Raw genomic sequence first — 18,617 nt, 5'->3', positions numbered from 1 at the left:
GGTACATTATATTCACAATACACAAATGGCAGGAGAGACAAATATGCTACTCAATGCAAAAGAAATACTACTCAAGGAAATTCTCAATCAATATCTCAACCAATTAAACATGATTTGTCATTGTGAAAAGTGTATGGAAGATGTATTAGCGATTTCACTGAATCAAGTGAAACCACAATATATAACAGATATCGATAAAATATCTTACAGTAAATCTGAGATGGTGGATAAACAGAAGAATACTGCGATGCTGGTCATTCTGACAGAAGCAGCTTCCAAGGTCTCTGCATTTCCAAGATGTGAAAATCGTCTGCTGCTGAACAAGGAAACCAATTGATTTGCCAAATTTGCGAGGGACATTTTGTGCCTGCTTTTACATGGAAATCATTCCTACTATTAAATGATGATCGCCTTTGTGTAGCATGTAAGAATCACTTAGTAAAGATTGAGCGTCCTATTTGTCCAACATGCGGAAGGGCGCAGTCAAATGGCCAATTGTGCCAGGACTGTAACAGATGGAATGAACGCTCTGATTCTATTAAAATCCTTGTAAAAAATAGGTCAGTTTATACTTACAACGAGTTGATGAAAGATGTCCTTGCCCGCTTTAAATTTCGGGGTGATACGGCTTTAGCTGAGCTGTTTCAAAAAGATGTACAAGCAGCATTTAAACATTCCTTCTGCATAAAAGACCCATTGCTGATACCGATTCCTTTAAGTCATGAAAGACTAAAAGAAAGAGGATTTAATCAGTCCGTGATAATCGCTTCTTTGCTAGATAAGCCAATATTGCAGCCACTCGTGAAAATACATCAAAGTAAGCAGTCTAAAAAAAAGAAAAATGAACGCCTAGATCAAAAAGGATTGTTTCAAATAAAGCAAACAGATGCGATTGTTCAAAGGGATATTATATTAGTTGATGATATCTATACAACGGGAGCAACCATCTATGATGCGGCAAGAATTTTGAAAGACGCAGGTGCTAAAAGTGTTTCTTCTTTTACGTTGATACGTAGTTAAAAATCATGATAATTAACCGATAATAAGAAAAGAAAATAACGTAAGGGGTTTTGGTTATGAATCAATTGGCAAACTGTCCACAATGTAATCAGCTATTTTTAAAAACCACCATCCAAACGGTTTGTAACAAATGCTTTGAAGAAGAAGAACGTTCTTTTGATATCGTATATAAATTCTTGAGAAAACAAAGCAATAGACAATCAACCATCGCTGAAATAGTAGAAGCAACAGAAGTTGATGAAGAATTAATCTTGAAATTTATTCGTTTGAAAAGACTGCAAATTAGTCAATTTCCAAATATTAATTATCCTTGTGAAAGATGTGGCAAAGCGATCAGGAAAAACAAGCTATGCAGCCAATGTGAACAGGATATTCATTCGCAAATCAGCCAAATGAACCAAGAAGAGGAGCGTAAAAGGGAGATTGAATCTAGGAAAAAAGACACCTATTATGCCATTAATCCTAAAAACGACTGATTCCCTAAACTAAGTTGCAGTTTGGTCGATAAAATGGATAGAATCAAGACAGACTGTAACGGAAAGCGAGAGGAATCCCGTGAAAATTAATCGATATGGAACACAACCAGTAAATCCTTACAAGAAAACATATGAGAAACAAACGTTGCAATCGAATCAAGCTAAATCAACTGATAAAGTCGAAATTTCTAAAAAGGCAATCGAAATGCAAAAGGTGCCGAATATTATGAGAGAACGCCAAGATAAAATTGACCAAATTAAAAAAAGCATTGAAGCCGGAACATATCAAGTAGATACAAAAGGCATTGCAGATAAAATGCTGAATTTCTATAAACAACAATAACAAAAGGGAGCAGCGTGAATGTCAGTTAAAATAATTATTGAAGAACTGCATCGTCTCTATGGATTGCATGAACAGCTTTTAAAGTTGTCTAAGGATAAAACAGAAATGCTGAAAAGCAATGAGATTGATGCTCTTTCAGAGGTCCTGAATTTAGAGCAAAAGTATATTCAGGCCATTTCTCAATTAGAAGAAAAACGAATTGAAGCGACCGTTCAATTTTTACAAAGTGATCAATCACCAACCATCACTGCATGTATCGAAAAGGCTGAAGGTACAGATCAAGAAGAGCTCATTTCATTATATGAGAAACTAAATGACATCATGGTGGAACTAAAAGATGTAAATGAACTGAACAAGCAGCTTATTCAGCAGTCACTTCAATTTATTTCACTGACATTCGATCTCGTTAACCCTAATAAAGAAAATATGAATTACGGACAAAATGGTCTTGAGAGTTCAAAGCCTAAACAGCAAAGGGCTTTGTTTGATTCAAAGGCGTAAACAAGGAGGATACCAATGGGTTCTACATTCATGGGACTAGAAACGGCAAAAAGAGGAATCACAGCCCAGCGTGCAGGGCTTTATGTCACATCAAACAACGTCTCCAATGCAAATACGGAGGGCTACTCAAGACAAAGAGTGACCTTTAAAGCAGAAAATCCTTATCCAGTCATTTCGGTTTATGACGGCAAGACGTATGGCCAAATGGGGACTGGCGTACAAGTTGGAACGGTTGAAAGAATTCGAGACAGCTTTTTAGATCTACAATACAGAGATCATAATAATAACTTATCTTACTACTCAACGAAGTCAGATGCCCTTTCACAGATGGAAGGGGTTATGAATGATTTGACGGATGAAGGCTTGAACAGAGCTTTTGATAATCTATGGAAATCATTACAGGTCTTATCGGAATCAAAAAATGCTGATACAGCTTCTGCACGTACAGTTGTTAAAACAAGTGCACAGGCTTTAGTTGATCAATTCCGTCTGCTCAATTCTTCTTTAACAACGATACAAAAGAATTTGAAAACCGAACTCGATTCAACGGCCAAAGATGTAAACACTCTTTTATCTCAAATAGATGAAGTGAACAAACAGATTGCAGCAGTTGAGCCAAATGGATATCTTCCAAATGATCTTTATGATACACGTGATACTTTGGTCGATCAATTATCCTCACTTGTTGATATTAAGGTCAGTTACAATCCACCTGGCGGTAATGCGCTCAAAATTGCTGAAGGAACTGTCAACATCGACATTATCGGTGCAAATGGACAATCAGCTGGAAACATTTTGAATGGTATTACGAACGAAAAGTCTGAACTGCAAATCTCTTATGATAATACAACGGGACTTGTTAACTCACTACAATTCGGAACAACAACAATTGCAGCGGATCAATTACAAGTGAACGGTAAAGTAAAAGCACTTGTTGAGGCTTATGGCTACATGTCAAACGGTGCTGAAAAAGGCATGTATCCAGATATGCTTGCAGAGCTGGATGAAGTAGCAAAAGTATTCATGGATACATTTAACGATGTACATAAGCAGGGGTATACGTTAAATGGTGCAAGTGGACAAGACTTTTTTGATATCGAAAATAACAATGAGTTGAATAAAGGTTTGGCAGCTCGTATTAAAGTGAGCGATGTCATTTTAGCATCAACAGATAATATTGCTGCATCTCTCAATCAAACACAAGGTGACGGTTCGAATGCTACGAAATTAGCTAATATACAAGACTTAAAGTTACCAATCGGCGGCAATACAACGACAATTCAGGATTATTACCAAAATGTTATTGCTGAGATGGGGGTACAAGGGAAAAAGAACATGACGCTTGAAAGCAGTTCAGCTGCTCTTGTCAATTCAGCCAATGAACGTAGAATGTCGACTAGCGCTGTCTCCATTGATGAAGAAATGACGAATATGATCCAATTCCAGCATGCATATAATGCGGCTGCGAGAATTATGACATTACAAGATGAAGTATTGGATAAGGTCATAAACGGCATGGGTGTCGTAGGAAGGTAGGGATAACGGATGCGAGTCACACAAGGTATGATTTCTCAAAACTCACTTCGAAATATTAGTAAAAGTTATGAAAAACTTTCTAAAATTAATGAGCAGGCACAAACAGGCAAACGTTTTACAAAAACGTCTGATGATCCTGTTGCAGCAGTAAAAAGCCTTCAATATAGTACTGCCTTGTTTCGAAATGAACAATATAAAAATAACTTAAATGAAGCACAAAACTGGATTGATACATCTGAAACAAGTGTCACTGAAATCATTGATATTATGTCAAATATACGAGATAAAGTGCTTGATGCGGCAAATGGAACAAAGCAGCCCGAAGATTTAGCAGCTATCGGAGTGGAAATTGGCCAGATGAAGAATCAAATCATTGATGCAATGAACACTCAAATGCTAGGTAAGTTCGTATTTAATGGGACAAATACAAATGTTAAACCAGTTGTTGAGAATGCAGACGGAACTTATACATTTAACTTCGAAAATTATACAGATGCGAATGCTGTTCAAGCGAATATTTCTGATGGTATCACTTTAAATGTAAACTCAAATCCAATCTCAGCGTTTGGCGGACAGGCTAACGGTCAAAATGTCATTGAAATGCTGACTGATTTAGAAAACTCATTGAAAAATGGAACGTTTGCGAATTCTGATGATGCACTAGGAAGTATCGATCAGTTCAAAGAAGTGATGAGTGCTGAGCGATCCGACCTAGGAGCGCGTTCGAATCGTGTTGACTTAGTAGGAAGTCGTTTGACTTCACAATACCAAGTACTGAAAAATGCTAAATCAGATAATGAAGATGTTGAAAGTGAAAAGGCAATTCTTGATCTTCTTCAACAAGAGACGGTGAATAGAGCTGCTTTAGCGACAACAGCTAAAGTCATTCAGCCATCCCTTGTAGATTTCTTAAGATAATAAAAAGCATCCGATGGGTGCTTTTTTGCATCATGGAGGTGAACATATGCAAATCCCTAGATTGTTAATGCAGCAAACCTATGCAAAGCTTCAAATGTCGACAACTCCTTCTCGGCAAGAAGTAGAGCAGCCACAAGCTGATCTTGAGATTCAGCAGCCACGAGCTGTCATGAATATCAAAAGGACACCGTCGAAATTAACCATTGATCAAACCGAGGCGTTTGCCGATATGGACATCAAGTCAATTTTTAGGCGTTCTGAGGAATGGGCAGCTGAGGGGAAGCGTGCTGTTGGAGAAGGAATGGGTCGCAGAGCGGAAGAAGGAAGTGAACTCATCAAGATCGAGAATGGTGGGAATGCGATTGCTGAGTTTGCCAAAATCAATGGCAGTCCCCCAGCAAAACAATTCACCATTGGTGTGATACCTTCATTCTTTAGTGTGAAAATTCATTATCAGCCTTCTGAGCTTCAAATTGATGTGGAGCCGCAAAAAGCTATCATAGAGGCCACACCTCATAAACCAATCGTTAACTACCAGCCAGGTAAGGTCAATATTGATATGTTACAATATCCAGAATTAAAAATAGAAGTTGACGAAACGGGCCAAAATGGTGATAAGGTATAGTTAAGAAAAACGAAAAAGGTCGTGAATTATGATCATTCAAACAAAATACCATGGTGAAGTGACAATCAAAGAGGAGCAAATCATTCACTTCTCTAACGGGATACCAGGATTTCTGGATCAAAAACAGTTTGTCATTTTGCCTTTATCAGAAGAGTCTCCATTTTTAGTTCTTCAATCATTAAATAACTCGGCATTAGGTTTTATCGTCAGCAGCCCGTTTTTATTTTTCAATCAATACGAATTTGATTTAGATGAAACGGTTGTAGACATTCTAGAAGTAGAAGATGCCAATGATGTGGAAGTGATGGTTATTTTAACAATGGAATCATCTATTGAAAAAACGACAGCCAATTTAAGAGCGCCTATTATTGTGAACCGAAAAAACATGAAAGCCAAGCAGGTGATTTTGCATGATTCAGCCTATCATACAAAACATTTGTTAGAGGTGGCATCCTCATGTTAGTGCTGTCTCGTAAATTAAACCAGTCGATTCAAATAGGCGATGATATTGAAGTTAAGATTATTTCAATCGAGGGTGATCAAGTGAAAGTCGGGATTGAGGCTCCTAAGCACATTGATATTCACAGGAAAGAAGTGTACCTGTCTATTCAAGAAGAGAACAATCGTGCTGCGAGCTTATCCTTAGATCTCCTCTCTCAATTATCCTCACAAAAAAAGTGAGGATTTTTTTATTCAATTCAGTTGTCCATCTCCGTGTGAAAGCGTTTCGATACAGATGTTCATAATCTATAGGAAACTTTAACAAATCGGTCCATCTATATTTAATTTGCAAATTCAAAGCCGATATAAAAGATAGATTAAAGCACAGGAGCTGAATAACTATGTCTGTTGGTAAGTTGACATCATTAGAGCCAATTATCGATGCATTTCAAACCCGTGTTTCTAATAACCAGAATGACAATGTAAACTCTGACTCACAAGCAAATGGCAGGGCTGTTTCAAAAGAAGAAATTGAAAAAACGCTTCAAGGCGCAAACAAGCTGATTGAACCTACTCAATTTCATCTTCAATTTGAATTACATGAAAAACTCAATGAATATTATGTCAAAGTCGTAGATAACCAAACAGATGAAGTTATTAGAGAAATTCCGTCCAAGGAATGGCTTGATTTCTATGCGGCAATGACAGAAATTGTCGGTCTATTTGTAGATAAAAGAATGTAAATGAAGGGAGAACATAACAATGGTCAATCGTATTACTGGATTTTCAAATGTGTTCGATATTGATGAAATCGTATCAAAGCTGATGAAAACGGAGCAAGCACCTCTTGATACAATGACACGTCAGAAACAAACGCTGGAATGGCAAAGAGACAGCTATCGCGAGGTGAATTCGAAAGTCAAAGAATTAGATGATTTGATTAACAGCTTAAACTTAACGCTTCCAAGTACATATGGCGCCAAAAAAGTGACAAGCTCAAATGAATCTGCTGTCACAGCAACTGGATCAACAAATGCGACCTCTGGCTCTATTCATGTCACTCAACTAGCGACAGCTTCCGTCTTTAAATCTTCTGGTACTTCCGGATATACACCAGCAAACGGCACTTTTACTTTTGAGGTGATGACACCAGATTCGACAAAACCGAAAACGGTGACGATCAATACTTCTGATTCCGATACAATTGATGACATCGTGAAAAGTCTGAACAACTCGCAATTAGGTGTGACGGCTTACAAAGGCCAAATCTTTGATGGAACTAACTACGTGGATACAATCGCACTTACTTCTCGGACAACGGGTGAAGGTGTCAGTATTAAAGCAGCTGATGGCAATTCGGCTTCATTTTTAACGCAATTAGGCTTCCAAGTAGATGGAGATAACAAATTAGTTGCGACCACTCAAGGACAGAAGGCGCAATACGAGATTAATGGTCTGAAAATGGAGAATAACAACAATACCTTTACACAGGCTGGTATTACGTACGAGCTTAAAGGAACCACGGATAAGCCCGTCAGTTTAAACGTTTCAACAGATGTGGATGTAATCTTTGATAAAATTAAACAATTTGTTGATAAATACAATGAGCTCGTTGAACAGATTAATGGTAAAGTCAATGAAAAGAAAAACAGAGACTATCATCCATTAACGGCAGAAGAGAAAAAAGCGATGTCTGACAAAGAAGTGGAGCTATGGGAAACGACCGCAAAGTCTGGCTTGCTGAGAAGTGATTCTATTTTACGATCTGGCGCCTCTAAAATAAGAAATGATTTTTATGCTGATATTACGACAAGTGATGCGAATAAAATTCATATCACGCAAATTGGAATTACGACATCATCAAAATATAAAGATGGCGGAAAACTTGAAATTAATGAAAAGAAACTAAAAGAAGCCATAGAAGCAGATCCGCAGAAGGTCAGTCAAATGTTCATCTCGGGTAGTTTAAATGTGGATTCAAAGGATAAAAACAAAGCACAGCAGCAATATCAAGAACAAGGAATCATCTATCGTGTCAAAAATTCCTTATCTGCCTTCACCAAAAGCATTCAAACAAAGGCTGGCAGCACAACAATGGAATTAAAGGAATATGGACTTGGTAAGGACCTTGACTCTTTGACAAAACGAATGAGTACATTCCAAGATCGTTTAAAAATGGTGGAAGCCCGTTACTATACGAAGTTTAACGCCATGGATAGTGCAATTCAAAAGCTAAACAACCAATCTGGCTACCTTTCTCAACTGCTTGGACAATAATTGGAGGTTTATAACATATGGCAATACAGAACCCTTATGCCGCCTATCAGAAAAATTCTATTGAGACCGCAACACCTGCCGAGTTGACGCTTATGCTTTATGAAGGCTGCTTAAAGTTCATCAGAATAGCGAAGCATGCCATTCAAAAAGAGGATGCAGAAACGAGAAACTTGAACCTAAAAAAGGCTCAAAACATCATTCAAGAATTAAATGTCACCTTAAATCGTTCCTATGACGTATCAAAGAGTATGGCAAGTATGTATGATTACATTTATCGCAGACTGATAGAAGCCAATCTTCAAAATGACGAAGAGATATTGAATGAAGTAGAAGAGTACGTAACTGATTTCCGTGATGCGTGGAAGGAAGTCATTCAAACCGATCGAAAAGGCCGTCACCACTCTATCGGGGGTTCTCTATGAGTATTGTGGACCAGCTGCATGATCAAACATTAAAAATGGCAGCCGAAATAGCGGAAAATCCGCAAAGTGAGACACTTGTTGAAGACTTTGATGCCTTTTTAATTGAGAGAGACGAATTAATGAGAGATATACAGCATGAATTGACGGATCAAGAAAAAGAGAAAATTCGAGAAATCATCCAAACAGATCAACAGATGGCGCAACAATTAACGGTTATCCAAAATGGGATAAAAGCAGATATTCAAGCCATTCAAAAAAAGAAAACAAAACAGCTGAATTATCAAAATCCATACCAGCCCATAACGAGTGACGGCGTATACTACGATAAACGGAAATAAATAGGTGAGACCTGTGGCGTATCGTTCAAATGACTATATTTTATTAACCACATATTATGAACTTCTATACACGATAGAAGAGAGTCTAAACTATTTAGATGAAATTGAGAAGGATTTTGACAAAACAGAAGGGGATCGGATCTTTAATGATCTGATCCATGCCTTCTTTCATTTAGACACAACACATCCTCTTCTGCTTTCAATTATTGAAAATGAACACTTTGCCAAAACGATTCGTTCGTTTGATCAAATATTTTTAAGTTTTGATATACTAGCTTTCTATACATTCCCTTCAAATCACTTCCAATCATTCCTGAAAACATACTTTATACCTGAATATAGAAAGTGGATGGATGAAATACATGCCTGTATGAGGCCGTATGTCATTCATTAATTTTTGTCCAATTCAGACCATTCGGAGGAAATTATGAGACTAAAAAATCAATTTTTAATTGGGCTTATTGTCATATGTGTATTGTTTGTCAGTATGTTAGGCTTCTCAAGCTTTCTCTATTACAAAACAGATCAATCCTATAAAGCGCTATTAAGCAAGGAAGTGAAGCTTTATCAGACCTCGCTGGAATTAGAAGCGCTTCTTCAAAAGCAGGAAGCACAGATTAAAACATATGTCGTCGTACAAGATGCTGAAAATTTGCAGAAAATTGAGCAAACATATGAAGATATTAATAAGAAAACAGCAGAAGCTTCGAAAATGAGTACGGACAAACAAGTAAAAAATCTATTAGATCAAATCTCAGAAAAAAATTATCTCTACTACACCTCAACAAATCGATTATTTAATTCATTAAATATGCAAAATCAAAAAGAATTCAACACCCGCCTCAGTCAAGAATTACAACCTATCGAACAAGAAATACATACCTTTACAAAAGAGTTCGCTCAAAATCAGCTAAAACAACGTGATCAAAAAATCAATCAGCTCAATCAAGATAGTAATCAATTATTGCTTACACTCATTTTGGTCAGTGCAGCGATTATTGTTGGCCTTTTGGTGATTGGGATCAGATTTGTTCATCGCATGACAAAACCAATTGTTTCTGTCACAAATGCCGCAAAAAGGATGGCAGATGGTGATCTAACCCTTGAAGAGATTGAAGTGACCTCTAAAAATGAGATTGGTCAACTCGGCACAGCCTTTAATCAAATGACGGCTCATTTGCGTCAGCTTATTTTGCAGGTGCAAAGCGGATCAAGACAGCTTGCTGATTCTGCTGCTCAATTTGAGGAAACCATCAGTCAAACGTTATCGGCTAGTGAGCAGACATCTAGCTCGATTGAACAGGTCAGTGAAGCTTCACGTGAACAATCAGATGCGGTCGGAAAAGTAGCATCCGCCATTCAGGAAGTGTCGACTGGCATGCAAAATGCAGCTGTACACACATCCGATGTTTCGGGTCACTCAATTTCAGTGACTGAAAAGGCTGAAGAGGGCGCGGCCCTTATTCAACAGTTTGTGAAACAAATGAGTTCTATAAAAGAGTCTGTGAATGAACACCATTCTACAATGACCCATGTGCAAGCGCAGTTTACAGGCATTCAAGATCTGTTAGGTCATATCCATGCCATTGCTGACCAGACGAATTTGCTTGCTTTAAACGCAGCTATAGAAGCAGCAAGGGCAGGAGAGCATGGAAGAGGCTTTGCAGTTGTAGCAGATGAAGTGAGAAAACTGGCAGAAGAATCTAGTCAGCTGACAGATCAAATTAGTCAATTACTCGAAAACGTGAACAAAGATACAGAAAAGTCATCACAATCGATGACGAAGGTCGAGCGGGATGTAGCAAAGGGTGTAAAAGTATCACAATTATCTGAACAGAGCTTCCATGAAATCTTGGAATCTATTCGTGATATTTCAATGAAAGCAGAAGAGCTGTCAGCCACTGCAGAACAAATTTCTGCTAGTACAGAGGAAATTTCTCAAACAGTTGGTGTCATTGAAGAAGGTGCGAAACGAAACTCAGAAGAAACAGAGTACATGTCTGCTGCTGTTGAAGAATCATTAGCCGCCAATGAAGAGATGAAAGCCGCTGCGGAGGATTTAAAATCCTTATCTCAATCGCTGAAAACATCGATTTCATCTTTTACCATTTAATGTGCGCTGGTCTTTTTCAAGAATCAGCCGAATATATATTCATCACCTATCAAGCAACAGTTGAAGCACCGCAAAATTCGACAAATTTCAATAAATATTCACATTTTTTTTACGTTTGAGCAGGAGAAAAGGAGGGAAAAGTAGAAATAGGTTTACATATCCTTAATTTTAAAGGAGGCGTTCTTTACATGAATTACAATGTCAGAGGAGAAAACATCGACGTAACACCTGCACTAAGAGATCATGTCGAGAAAAAAATTGGAAAGCTGGAGCGTTATTTTGAGACAGATGTAGATGCTTCAGTCAACGTGAACTTGAAGTTTTACAACGATCAAGAATCTAAAGTTGAGGTTACCATTCCAATGACTGATCTAGCACTTCGAGCTGAGGTGCATAATGAGGATATGTACAATGCAGTAGACCTAGCAGCCAGTAAATTAGAACGTCAAATTAGAAAGCACAAAACAAAAGTAAACCGTAAATTCCGCGAGCAAGGTGCCAAAAAGCACTTATTTGCTGGAGGAAATGGTACGGCTGAAGTAGCAGTTCAAGATGACGAAGAGATTGATGAAACAGAAATCGTCAGACAAAAACGTTTCAACTTAAAGCCGATGGATAGTGAAGAGGCCATTCTCCAAATGAACATGTTAGGTCATAGTTTCTTCGTTTTCACAAATGCTGAGACAAATTTGACCAATGTGGTTTATCGCCGAAATGACGGTAAATATGGACTCATTGAGCCAAACGCTTAAATATCAGTTGATGCTGATTTAAAAACAACCTAAATAAAGTAAACCCGTTCCCTTCATTAGGGGCGGGTTTTTTGTGCGAAATTATGGCAAATTCTTTGGAAATGAAAGAAGGTATGGTATGATAAATGCAGGTAAATATGGACCTGTCAAACTTTTGGACATGCCGAAAAATTGCATGAAATAGAGGAGCGTTATTATATGCTTGGAATCTTAAACAAAGTGTTTGATCCTACGAAACGTACGATCAGCCGATATGAAAAAAAGGCAAATGAAATCGAAGCTCTCGCTCAAGATTTTGAAAAATTATCTGACGAGGCTTTACGAAATAAAACGATTGAATTTAAAGAAAAACTTGAAAAAGGACAATCCGTGGATGACCTGCTGGTTGAAGCATTTGCAACGGTTCGCGAGGCATCCCGCCGCGTAACAGGAATGTTCCCGTTTAAGGTGCAGCTCATGGGGGGCATCGCGCTTCACGAAGGTAACATCGCTGAAATGAAAACAGGTGAAGGTAAAACATTGACATCAACAATGCCTGTTTATTTAAATGCTCTTTCTGGAAAAGGCGTCCACATCGTGACAGTCAACGAATATTTGGCAAGCCGTGATGCGCAGGAAATGGGCAAAATTTTTGAGTTTCTTGGTTTAACAGTCGGCTTAAACTTAAACAGCTTAGACAAAGATGAAAAAAGAGAAGCGTACGCCGCTGATATCACGTATTCAACAAACAATGAACTCGGCTTTGACTATTTACGAGATAACATGGTGCTTTACAAAGAGCAAATGGTTCAGAGACCGCTTCATTATGCCGTGATCGATGAGGTTGACTCCATTTTAATTGATGAAGCGAGAACACCTCTTATTATTTCAGGACAAGCTGCGAAATCAACAAAGCTTTATGTACAAGCCAATGCATTTGTCCGCACATTAAAAATCGAAGATGATTTCACGTATGATATTAAAACAAAAAGTGTGCAGCTGACTGAAAGCGGAATGACGAAGGCGGAAAAAGCATTCGGCATTGAAAACCTGTTTGATGTCAAACATGTCGCGCTGAACCATCACATCGCTCAGGCGCTGAAGGCACATGTTGCGATGCAAAAAGACGTGGATTATGTGGTAGAAGAAGGCCAAGTAGTCATCGTTGACTCCTTCACAGGACGTTTAATGAAAGGACGCCGTTATAGTGAAGGTCTGCATCAAGCCATCGAGGCAAAAGAAGGTCTTGAAGTGCAGAACGAAAGCATGACACTAGCAACAATTACGTTCCAGAACTACTTCCGTATGTATGAAAAATTATCTGGTATGACTGGTACAGCAAAAACAGAAGAAGAAGAATTCCGTAACATTTACAACATGCAGGTTGTGTCAATCCCGACCAACCAACCAGTGGTTCGTGATGACAGACCTGATTTAATTTACCGCACAATGGATGGTAAATTTAAAGCAGTGGCTGAGGATGTTGCGCAGCGCTATATGACAGGGCAGCCAGTTCTTGTCGGAACAGTAGCAGTTGAGACATCTGAGCTTATTTCTAAGCTGCTTAAAAATAAAGGCATTCCTCATCAAGTGTTAAACGCAAAAAACCATGAGCGTGAAGCACAAATTATTGAAGAGGCTGGTCAAAAAGGTGCTGTGACCATTGCAACAAACATGGCAGGACGTGGTACAGACATCAAGCTTGGCGAAGGTGTAAAAGAACTTGGTGGTCTGGCTGTTATCGGGACAGAGCGTCATGAATCCCGTCGTATTGATAACCAGCTTCGCGGACGTTCTGGACGTCAAGGAGACCCAGGGATTACCCAATTCTATCTCTCCATGGAAGATGAATTGATGCGCCGATTTGGTGCAGAGCGGACGATGGCGATGCTTGACCGCTTTGGCATGGATGACTCTACACCAATCCAAAGTAAAATGGTGTCTAAAGCCGTTGAATCATCTCAAAAACGTGTAGAGGGGAACAACTTTGATTCCCGTAAGCAGCTTCTGCAATACGACGATGTGCTTCGTCAACAGCGTGAAGTAATCTACAAACAGCGTTTTGAAGTCATCGATTCTGACAACTTAAAATCAATTGTCATCAATATGATCCAATCTTCAATTGAGCGTGCTGTGGGATCTTATACACCAAAAGAAGAGCTGCCTGAAGAATGGAAACTAGATGGTCTTGTTGAATTAATCAACACGAACTATTTAGACGAAGGTGCCATTACGGTCAAAGATATCTTCGGTAAAGAAGCAGATGAAATCACAAGCTTCATCATGGATCGTATTAAAGAAAAATACGATGCAAAAGAAGAAACATTTGGCGAAGAACAAATGCGTGAATTTGAAAAAGTCATCGTTCTTCGTGCGGTGGATTCGAAGTGGATGGACCATATCGATGCAATGGATCAGCTGCGTCAAGGTATTCATTTACGTGCGTACGCACAAACGAATCCGCTTCGTGAATACCAAATGGAAGGCTTTGCGATGTTTGAGCATATGGTTGCTTCAATTGAAGATGACGTGGCCAAGTATGTCTTGAAATCAGAAATCCAAAACAACCTAGAACGTGAAGAAGTGGTTCAAGGTCAAACAACGGCTCATCAGCCGCAAGAGGGCGATGAGGAGAAGACAGTGAAGAAGAAGCCGGTACGTAAAGTCGTAGACATTGGACGAAACTCCCCATGTCACTGCGGAAGCGGCAAGAAATATAAAAATTGTCATGGGAAGACAGAATAAGTAATGGAAAGAGGTGAAAACCTCTTTCTATTCATGTCAGCCCCCATACATCTATGAGGTGAAGGATATGGAATTAGTAGAAATTAGACAAGAGCTTGAAAATATGGCTAGCAGGCTAGCTGATTTTAGGGGGTCTCTTTGACTTAGAAACAAAAGAGGCCAAAATCGCAGAGCTTGAAGCGACGATGTCAGAGGCTGATTTTTGGAATGATCAGCAAAAGGCTCAAGGCGTTATTAATGAAGCCAATGCACTGAAGGATTCTGTGAATTCCTACCATGAGCTCAGTGAATCACATGAAGAGCTGCAAATGACGCATGACTTATTAAAGGAAGATTATGACGAGGAGCTTCATGCAGAGCTTGAAAAAGAGCTGAAGAACTTAACGAAGCAGTTTAACGAATTTGAGCTGCAGCTTCTTTTAAGCGAACCTTATGATAAAAACAATGCCATTCTGGAGCTTCACCCAGGTGCAGGCGGTACTGAATCACAGGACTGGGGTTCTATGCTTCTGCGAATGTACACTCGCTGGGCAGAGCGCAGAGGCTTTAAGGTCGAAACGCTTGATTACCTTCCAGGTGATGAGGCAGGAATTAAGTCTGTGACTTTGCTCATCAAAGGGCATAACGCGTACGGTTACTTAAAAGCTGAAAAAGGTGTCCATCGTTTGGTTCGTATTTCTCCTTTTGATTCTTCTGGCCGCAGACATACATCCTTCGTTTCCTGTGATGTCATGCCGGAATTCAATGAAGAAATTGATATTGATATTCGGACAGAGGATATCAAGGTAGATACGTATCGTGCAAGCGGAGCAGGTGGGCAGCACGTGAATACGACGGACTCTGCCGTTCGTATCACACATATTCCAACGAATGTCGTCGTGACGTGCCAAACAGAAAGATCACAAATTAAAAACAGAGAACGTGCGATGAAAATGCTGAAATCGAAACTTTATCAAAAACGGATCGAAGAACAGCAGGCAGAATTGGATGAAATCAGAGGAGAGCAGAAAGAAATTGGCTGGGGAAGCCAAATCCGCTCTTATGTATTCCACCCTTATTCTCTTGTGAAAGACCATCGAACCAATACGGAGATGGGAAATGTTCAAGCGGTGATGGATGGAGATTTAGATTCATTTATCGATGCGTACCTGCGTTCGAAATTATCATAAAAACTCGGCTTCTTGCCGGGTTTTTTTAATTGTGAGAAAATATAATGAATATAAAGGAATACATACGACATACTGATTCTATATCCTTTGTATGATGAAATTAGCAAATAAAGGGGGAAATATTTTGGGATTAACACCATTGCAAGAAACGTGGGATTTAGATGCCTTTTTTAAAGGAGGCAGTTCTTCACCAGAATTTAAGACATACCTGCAACATATTCAGCAGCTATTAGCTGAATTACGACAAAAGGTGAATGCCTTTTCAAAAGAAGATACACACATTGAAAGCAAATTAACGTCTGTCCTTGACACGTATGAAACTACATATAAAAAATTATCTCAAGCAGGTTCATTTGTAACCTGCCTCCAAGCCCAAAATACGAAGGATATGAAAGCAGGCAGCCTTCGAGGTACGATTGCCAAGCTGGAAGCTGATTTAGGAACAATCCTTGCACTGTTTGATCAAGCGCTTGCTGCTATCCCAGCAAACAAGTGGGAAGAACTGATGAATTCAACAGCCTTTTCAGATGTCCGCTACATATTAAATGAGCGGAGAGACCGTGTGAAGGATCAATTACCTGTTGAACAAGAAACGCTGATTCAAAAGCTGGCTGTAGATGGGTACCATGCGTGGGATGAGCTTTATTCCAGCTTAGTGAATAAAATTACAATTCCGTTTGAACAGCATGGAGAAACACAGATGATCTCTGTAGGCCAAGCAGAAAATGCGATGGATGATTCAGATCGTGAAGTCAGAAAGGCCGTTTACCACAACCTAGAGCATGCATGGACGCAGGATGAACATTTATTTGCTAGTACGCTCAATCACCTTGCTGGTTTTCGTTTGCAAGTGTATGAAGCAAGAGGCTGGGAGCACATTTTAAAAGAGCCGCTTGAAATTTGCCGTATGAAACAAGAAACCCTTGATGCCATGTGGTCTGTGATTGATGAACATAAGCAGCCATTCATTGATTATTTACACCGAAAAGCTGACATGCTTGGAGTGTATAAGCTGAGCTGGTTCGATGTTGGGGCTCCTATCGGCAGTGAGACCAAAATCTATCCTTATCAAGAAGCAGCTGCTTTTATTGTGAAACATTTCGCTGGATTTGGAGAAGAGCTCGCTGCTTTTACAGAAAAAGCCTTTAATGAACGCTGGGTAGAAGCTGAGGACCGTCCAAACAAACGGGTAGGCGGCTTTTGTACAAATTTCCCTGACAGCGGAGAATCACGTATTTTTATGACTTTCTCAGGAAGTCCATCCAATGTGGCGACACTAGCGCATGAACTTGGTCATTCGTTCCATCAGGAAGTGATGCAGGATGTTCGCATTCTGAATCGCAAATACGCAATGAATGTAGCTGAAACAGCGTCGACCTTTGCAGAAATGATTGTAGCTGATGCTTCATTAAAAGAAGCGGCAAATGAAGAGGAGCGTCTCAGCCTGTTAGAGGATAAGCTGCAGCGCAGTGTAGCATTCTTCATGAACATTCAATCTCGTTTCTTATTTGAACAGCGCTTTTATGAAGAGCGTAAAAAAGGAGAAGTGCCGGCTGATCGGTTGAATGAATTGATGGTCGAAGCGCAGAAGGAAGCGTTCGGTGACTCATTAGATGAATACCATCCGCATTTCTGGGCGTCTAAGCTGCATTTTCATATCACGAATGTTCCATTTTATAATTTCCCATACACCTTTGGATACATGTTCTCGTTAGGAATTTATGCAAAAGCATTGCAGGCTGGTACATCGTTTGAAGAGAAATACATTGCATTATTAAAGGATACTGCTTCAATGACAGTAGAAGATTTAGCCAAAAAGCATCTAGGCGTTGACCTTACCCAAAAAGCATTTTGGGAAGAAGCCATTCGTTTGGCTGTAGCAGATGCTGAAGAATTTTTAGAAGTGACAAAAAAATAATAATGAAAAGCTCCCATTACGGGAGCTTTCAGACTGTTGACAAAGGGCTAAAATGATCTTTATTTTAGCTCTTTGTCTTCTTTTCAGCGTGATAGAAAACCTTTGAAGTCTAGGAAGGACGAGCATTGGCGCGGAGCGAATTGAACATTCGTGAGCACCAACGCGCAGGACTGACAAAGAATGCGAGGGTTTGTCTACACGCTGAAGCTCCCATTACGGGAGCTTTTTTGCTGGCTTAAGCCAGTCAAGCATTGTCTGAATAAGATCATTTTGCTGCGACAGGGCTGGAATGTCCGCTGGCTGATCCCCTTTTTGTTTGCCGTACATGCCAAACTGCGCATGATTCCCGCCTTTTATTTCATGATAAACAGTTTGAGACGGCAGATTTGTTTTCGATTTCTTGATTTTCTCTTGTGTTGCCAGCCCATCCTTTTCACCTGAAATAGAAAGGATTTTCAATGAAGATTGTTTCAGATCATCTGATGCTGGATAAGATGCTAGGAAAAAGAGTCCATCGAGCTTGCTCTGATTTTTTTCTGCAAACATAGCGGCAGCTGCCCCGCCAAGTGAATGTCCGCCAATATACCAGTGTTTGATTGTTTGGTGATCTTTGATAATGTCCTGCGCTTTGTTTGGATTGAAAATCGCAAAGGAAAATGGCATGTCAGGGATAAAGACAGAGTAGCCTTTTTTCATCAGCGTATCCCCGATATAGGCATACGCAAGTGGTTCCACCTTTGCCCCAGGATAGAGAATGATGCCAGTATCACTTTTTGGTGCTTCAAATGTATAAACATTGTTTTTATGTTCCACTTGCTCAATGTTGACCTGTTTTTTTAATGCTTCTGATGGTCCATATGTAAAGCGGCTCCATGTATAGAAAGCACCAAAAGCTAAGATGATCAGTGCAAGTAATGTCATACCTGTTATCTTCAGTATTTTCTTCATCGCATGCCCCTTCTTTCTCATGTACATATTAAATATACCATCATTTACTCCTATGCCAACCGGCAAGTGCGCTGATCCGTCTGTGTGATAAAGTAT

Annotated in this window: 21 protein-coding genes; 20 read left to right on the top strand and 1 reads right to left on the bottom strand. The window is 39.4% G+C overall.

What is annotated here, in order from left to right; translation table 11 throughout:
- Positions 1-43: 43 nt before the first annotated feature.
- From NSS76_RS16715 to NSS76_RS16620, 20 genes are all read left to right on the top strand, one after another.
- Positions 44-337 carry a late competence development ComFB family protein gene (locus tag NSS76_RS16715; RefSeq protein WP_024423623.1) on the top strand — a complete coding sequence of 98 codons (294 nt, stop codon included), beginning with the start codon at positions 44-46 and terminating at the stop codon, positions 335-337.
- Between the two features lie 26 nt (positions 338-363).
- Positions 364-1,020 (top strand): ComF family protein, encoded by a 657-nt coding sequence (locus tag NSS76_RS16710; protein WP_235356888.1) that lies wholly within the window; start codon positions 364-366, stop codon positions 1,018-1,020.
- Between the two features lie 56 nt (positions 1,021-1,076).
- Positions 1,077-1,496, top strand: a complete 420-nt coding sequence (locus NSS76_RS16705; protein WP_024423621.1) for a TIGR03826 family flagellar region protein — start codon at positions 1,077-1,079, stop codon at positions 1,494-1,496.
- A gap of 79 nt (positions 1,497-1,575) precedes the next feature.
- Entirely contained in the window at positions 1,576-1,839 is a 264-nt protein-coding gene (flgM, locus tag NSS76_RS16700) for a flagellar biosynthesis anti-sigma factor FlgM (RefSeq protein WP_024423620.1), read from the top strand.
- An 18-nt stretch (positions 1,840-1,857) separates the two neighbouring features.
- Positions 1,858-2,340 (top strand): flagellar protein FlgN, encoded by a 483-nt coding sequence (locus tag NSS76_RS16695; RefSeq protein WP_024423619.1) that lies wholly within the window; start codon positions 1,858-1,860, stop codon positions 2,338-2,340.
- A 15-nt stretch (positions 2,341-2,355) separates the two neighbouring features.
- Positions 2,356-3,876 (top strand): flagellar hook-associated protein FlgK, encoded by a 1,521-nt coding sequence (gene flgK, locus NSS76_RS16690; RefSeq protein WP_024423618.1) that lies wholly within the window; start codon positions 2,356-2,358, stop codon positions 3,874-3,876.
- Between the two features lie 9 nt (positions 3,877-3,885).
- Positions 3,886-4,794, top strand: coding sequence for a flagellar hook-associated protein FlgL (gene flgL, locus NSS76_RS16685; RefSeq protein ID WP_024423617.1), 909 nt, complete (start codon positions 3,886-3,888; stop codon positions 4,792-4,794).
- Positions 4,795-4,840: 46 nt separating this feature from the next.
- Positions 4,841-5,419, top strand: coding sequence for a DUF6470 family protein (locus NSS76_RS16680; RefSeq protein WP_024426253.1), 579 nt, complete (start codon positions 4,841-4,843; stop codon positions 5,417-5,419).
- 28 nt (positions 5,420-5,447) lie between these two features.
- Positions 5,448-5,882, top strand: coding sequence for a flagellar assembly protein FliW (gene fliW / locus NSS76_RS16675; RefSeq protein ID WP_024423615.1), 435 nt, complete (start codon positions 5,448-5,450; stop codon positions 5,880-5,882).
- Complete coding sequence (csrA, locus tag NSS76_RS16670; RefSeq protein WP_008360181.1) at positions 5,876-6,100, top strand: carbon storage regulator CsrA; 225 nt, start codon at positions 5,876-5,878, stop codon at positions 6,098-6,100. Before fliW ends, csrA begins: the two co-directional genes overlap by 7 nt.
- A gap of 161 nt (positions 6,101-6,261) precedes the next feature.
- Positions 6,262-6,603 (top strand): flagellar protein FlaG, encoded by a 342-nt coding sequence (gene flaG / locus NSS76_RS16665; RefSeq protein ID WP_034281093.1) that lies wholly within the window; start codon positions 6,262-6,264, stop codon positions 6,601-6,603.
- Positions 6,604-6,622: 19 nt separating this feature from the next.
- Positions 6,623-8,137 (top strand): flagellar hook-associated protein 2, encoded by a 1,515-nt coding sequence (locus tag NSS76_RS16660; RefSeq protein WP_044335546.1) that lies wholly within the window; start codon positions 6,623-6,625, stop codon positions 8,135-8,137.
- Positions 8,138-8,154: 17 nt separating this feature from the next.
- Positions 8,155-8,559, top strand: coding sequence for a flagellar export chaperone FliS (gene fliS / locus NSS76_RS16655; RefSeq protein WP_024423612.1), 405 nt, complete (start codon positions 8,155-8,157; stop codon positions 8,557-8,559).
- On the top strand, positions 8,556-8,897 hold the full coding sequence (gene fliT / locus NSS76_RS16650; protein ID WP_024423611.1) for a flagella biosynthesis regulatory protein FliT: 342 nt from the start codon (positions 8,556-8,558) through the stop codon (positions 8,895-8,897). Before fliS ends, fliT begins: the two co-directional genes overlap by 4 nt.
- A gap of 13 nt (positions 8,898-8,910) precedes the next feature.
- Positions 8,911-9,291 carry a hypothetical protein gene (locus tag NSS76_RS16645; protein WP_024426250.1) on the top strand — a complete coding sequence of 127 codons (381 nt, stop codon included), beginning with the start codon at positions 8,911-8,913 and terminating at the stop codon, positions 9,289-9,291.
- 33 nt (positions 9,292-9,324) lie between these two features.
- Positions 9,325-11,010: a methyl-accepting chemotaxis protein gene (locus tag NSS76_RS16640; RefSeq protein WP_341082475.1), complete on the top strand. Its 1,686-nt coding sequence runs from the start codon at positions 9,325-9,327 to the stop codon at positions 11,008-11,010.
- Between the two features lie 188 nt (positions 11,011-11,198).
- Positions 11,199-11,762 (top strand): ribosome hibernation-promoting factor, HPF/YfiA family, encoded by a 564-nt coding sequence (gene hpf, locus NSS76_RS16635; RefSeq protein ID WP_024423608.1) that lies wholly within the window; start codon positions 11,199-11,201, stop codon positions 11,760-11,762.
- Positions 11,763-11,960: 198 nt separating this feature from the next.
- Positions 11,961-14,486 (top strand): preprotein translocase subunit SecA, encoded by a 2,526-nt coding sequence (gene secA, locus NSS76_RS16630; RefSeq protein WP_024423607.1) that lies wholly within the window; start codon positions 11,961-11,963, stop codon positions 14,484-14,486.
- 67 nt (positions 14,487-14,553) lie between these two features.
- A protein-coding gene (gene prfB, locus NSS76_RS16625; protein ID WP_098677688.1) for a peptide chain release factor 2 occupies positions 14,554-15,655 on the top strand; the annotation gives its coding sequence in 2 pieces (ribosomal slippage) (positions 14,554-14,625 and positions 14,627-15,655; 1,101 coding nt in all).
- Positions 15,656-15,779: 124 nt separating this feature from the next.
- Positions 15,780-17,573, top strand: a complete 1,794-nt coding sequence (locus NSS76_RS16620) for a M3 family oligoendopeptidase (protein ID WP_341082474.1) — start codon at positions 15,780-15,782, stop codon at positions 17,571-17,573.
- 213 nt (positions 17,574-17,786) lie between these two features.
- Here NSS76_RS16620 and NSS76_RS16615 read toward each other — a convergent pair whose 3' ends face one another.
- Positions 17,787-18,521: an alpha/beta family hydrolase gene (locus NSS76_RS16615; protein ID WP_024423604.1), complete on the bottom strand. Its 735-nt coding sequence runs from the start codon at positions 18,519-18,521 to the stop codon at positions 17,787-17,789.
- Between the last annotated feature and the right edge of the window lie 96 nt (positions 18,522-18,617).

Source organism: Bacillus sp. FSL R5-0654 (assembly GCF_038008745.1).
In the GTDB taxonomy this organism is placed as follows: domain Bacteria; phylum Bacillota; class Bacilli; order Bacillales; family Bacillaceae; genus Bacillus; species Bacillus safensis.
Note: the sequence above shows the minus strand (reverse complement) of the source record. Positions and strands in the feature narration are given on the sequence as shown.

Coding starts and splice junctions, on each gene's coding strand:
- NSS76_RS16715 (WP_024423623.1), top strand. CDS start 44: ATGCTACTCAATGCAAAAGAAATACTACTCAAGGAAATTCTCAATCAA.
- NSS76_RS16705 (WP_024423621.1), top strand. CDS start 1,077: ATGAATCAATTGGCAAACTGTCCACAATGTAATCAGCTATTTTTAAAA.
- NSS76_RS16695 (WP_024423619.1), top strand. CDS start 1,858: ATGTCAGTTAAAATAATTATTGAAGAACTGCATCGTCTCTATGGATTG.
- flgK (WP_024423618.1), top strand. CDS start 2,356: ATGGGTTCTACATTCATGGGACTAGAAACGGCAAAAAGAGGAATCACA.
- flgL (WP_024423617.1), top strand. CDS start 3,886: ATGCGAGTCACACAAGGTATGATTTCTCAAAACTCACTTCGAAATATT.
- NSS76_RS16680 (WP_024426253.1), top strand. CDS start 4,841: ATGCAAATCCCTAGATTGTTAATGCAGCAAACCTATGCAAAGCTTCAA.
- fliW (WP_024423615.1), top strand. CDS start 5,448: ATGATCATTCAAACAAAATACCATGGTGAAGTGACAATCAAAGAGGAG.
- csrA (WP_008360181.1), top strand. CDS start 5,876: ATGTTAGTGCTGTCTCGTAAATTAAACCAGTCGATTCAAATAGGCGAT.
- flaG (WP_034281093.1), top strand. CDS start 6,262: ATGTCTGTTGGTAAGTTGACATCATTAGAGCCAATTATCGATGCATTT.
- NSS76_RS16660 (WP_044335546.1), top strand. CDS start 6,623: ATGGTCAATCGTATTACTGGATTTTCAAATGTGTTCGATATTGATGAA.
- fliS (WP_024423612.1), top strand. CDS start 8,155: ATGGCAATACAGAACCCTTATGCCGCCTATCAGAAAAATTCTATTGAG.
- fliT (WP_024423611.1), top strand. CDS start 8,556: ATGAGTATTGTGGACCAGCTGCATGATCAAACATTAAAAATGGCAGCC.
- NSS76_RS16640 (WP_341082475.1), top strand. CDS start 9,325: ATGAGACTAAAAAATCAATTTTTAATTGGGCTTATTGTCATATGTGTA.
- hpf (WP_024423608.1), top strand. CDS start 11,199: ATGAATTACAATGTCAGAGGAGAAAACATCGACGTAACACCTGCACTA.
- secA (WP_024423607.1), top strand. CDS start 11,961: ATGCTTGGAATCTTAAACAAAGTGTTTGATCCTACGAAACGTACGATC.
- NSS76_RS16615 (WP_024423604.1), bottom strand. CDS start 18,521: ATGAAGAAAATACTGAAGATAACAGGTATGACATTACTTGCACTGATC.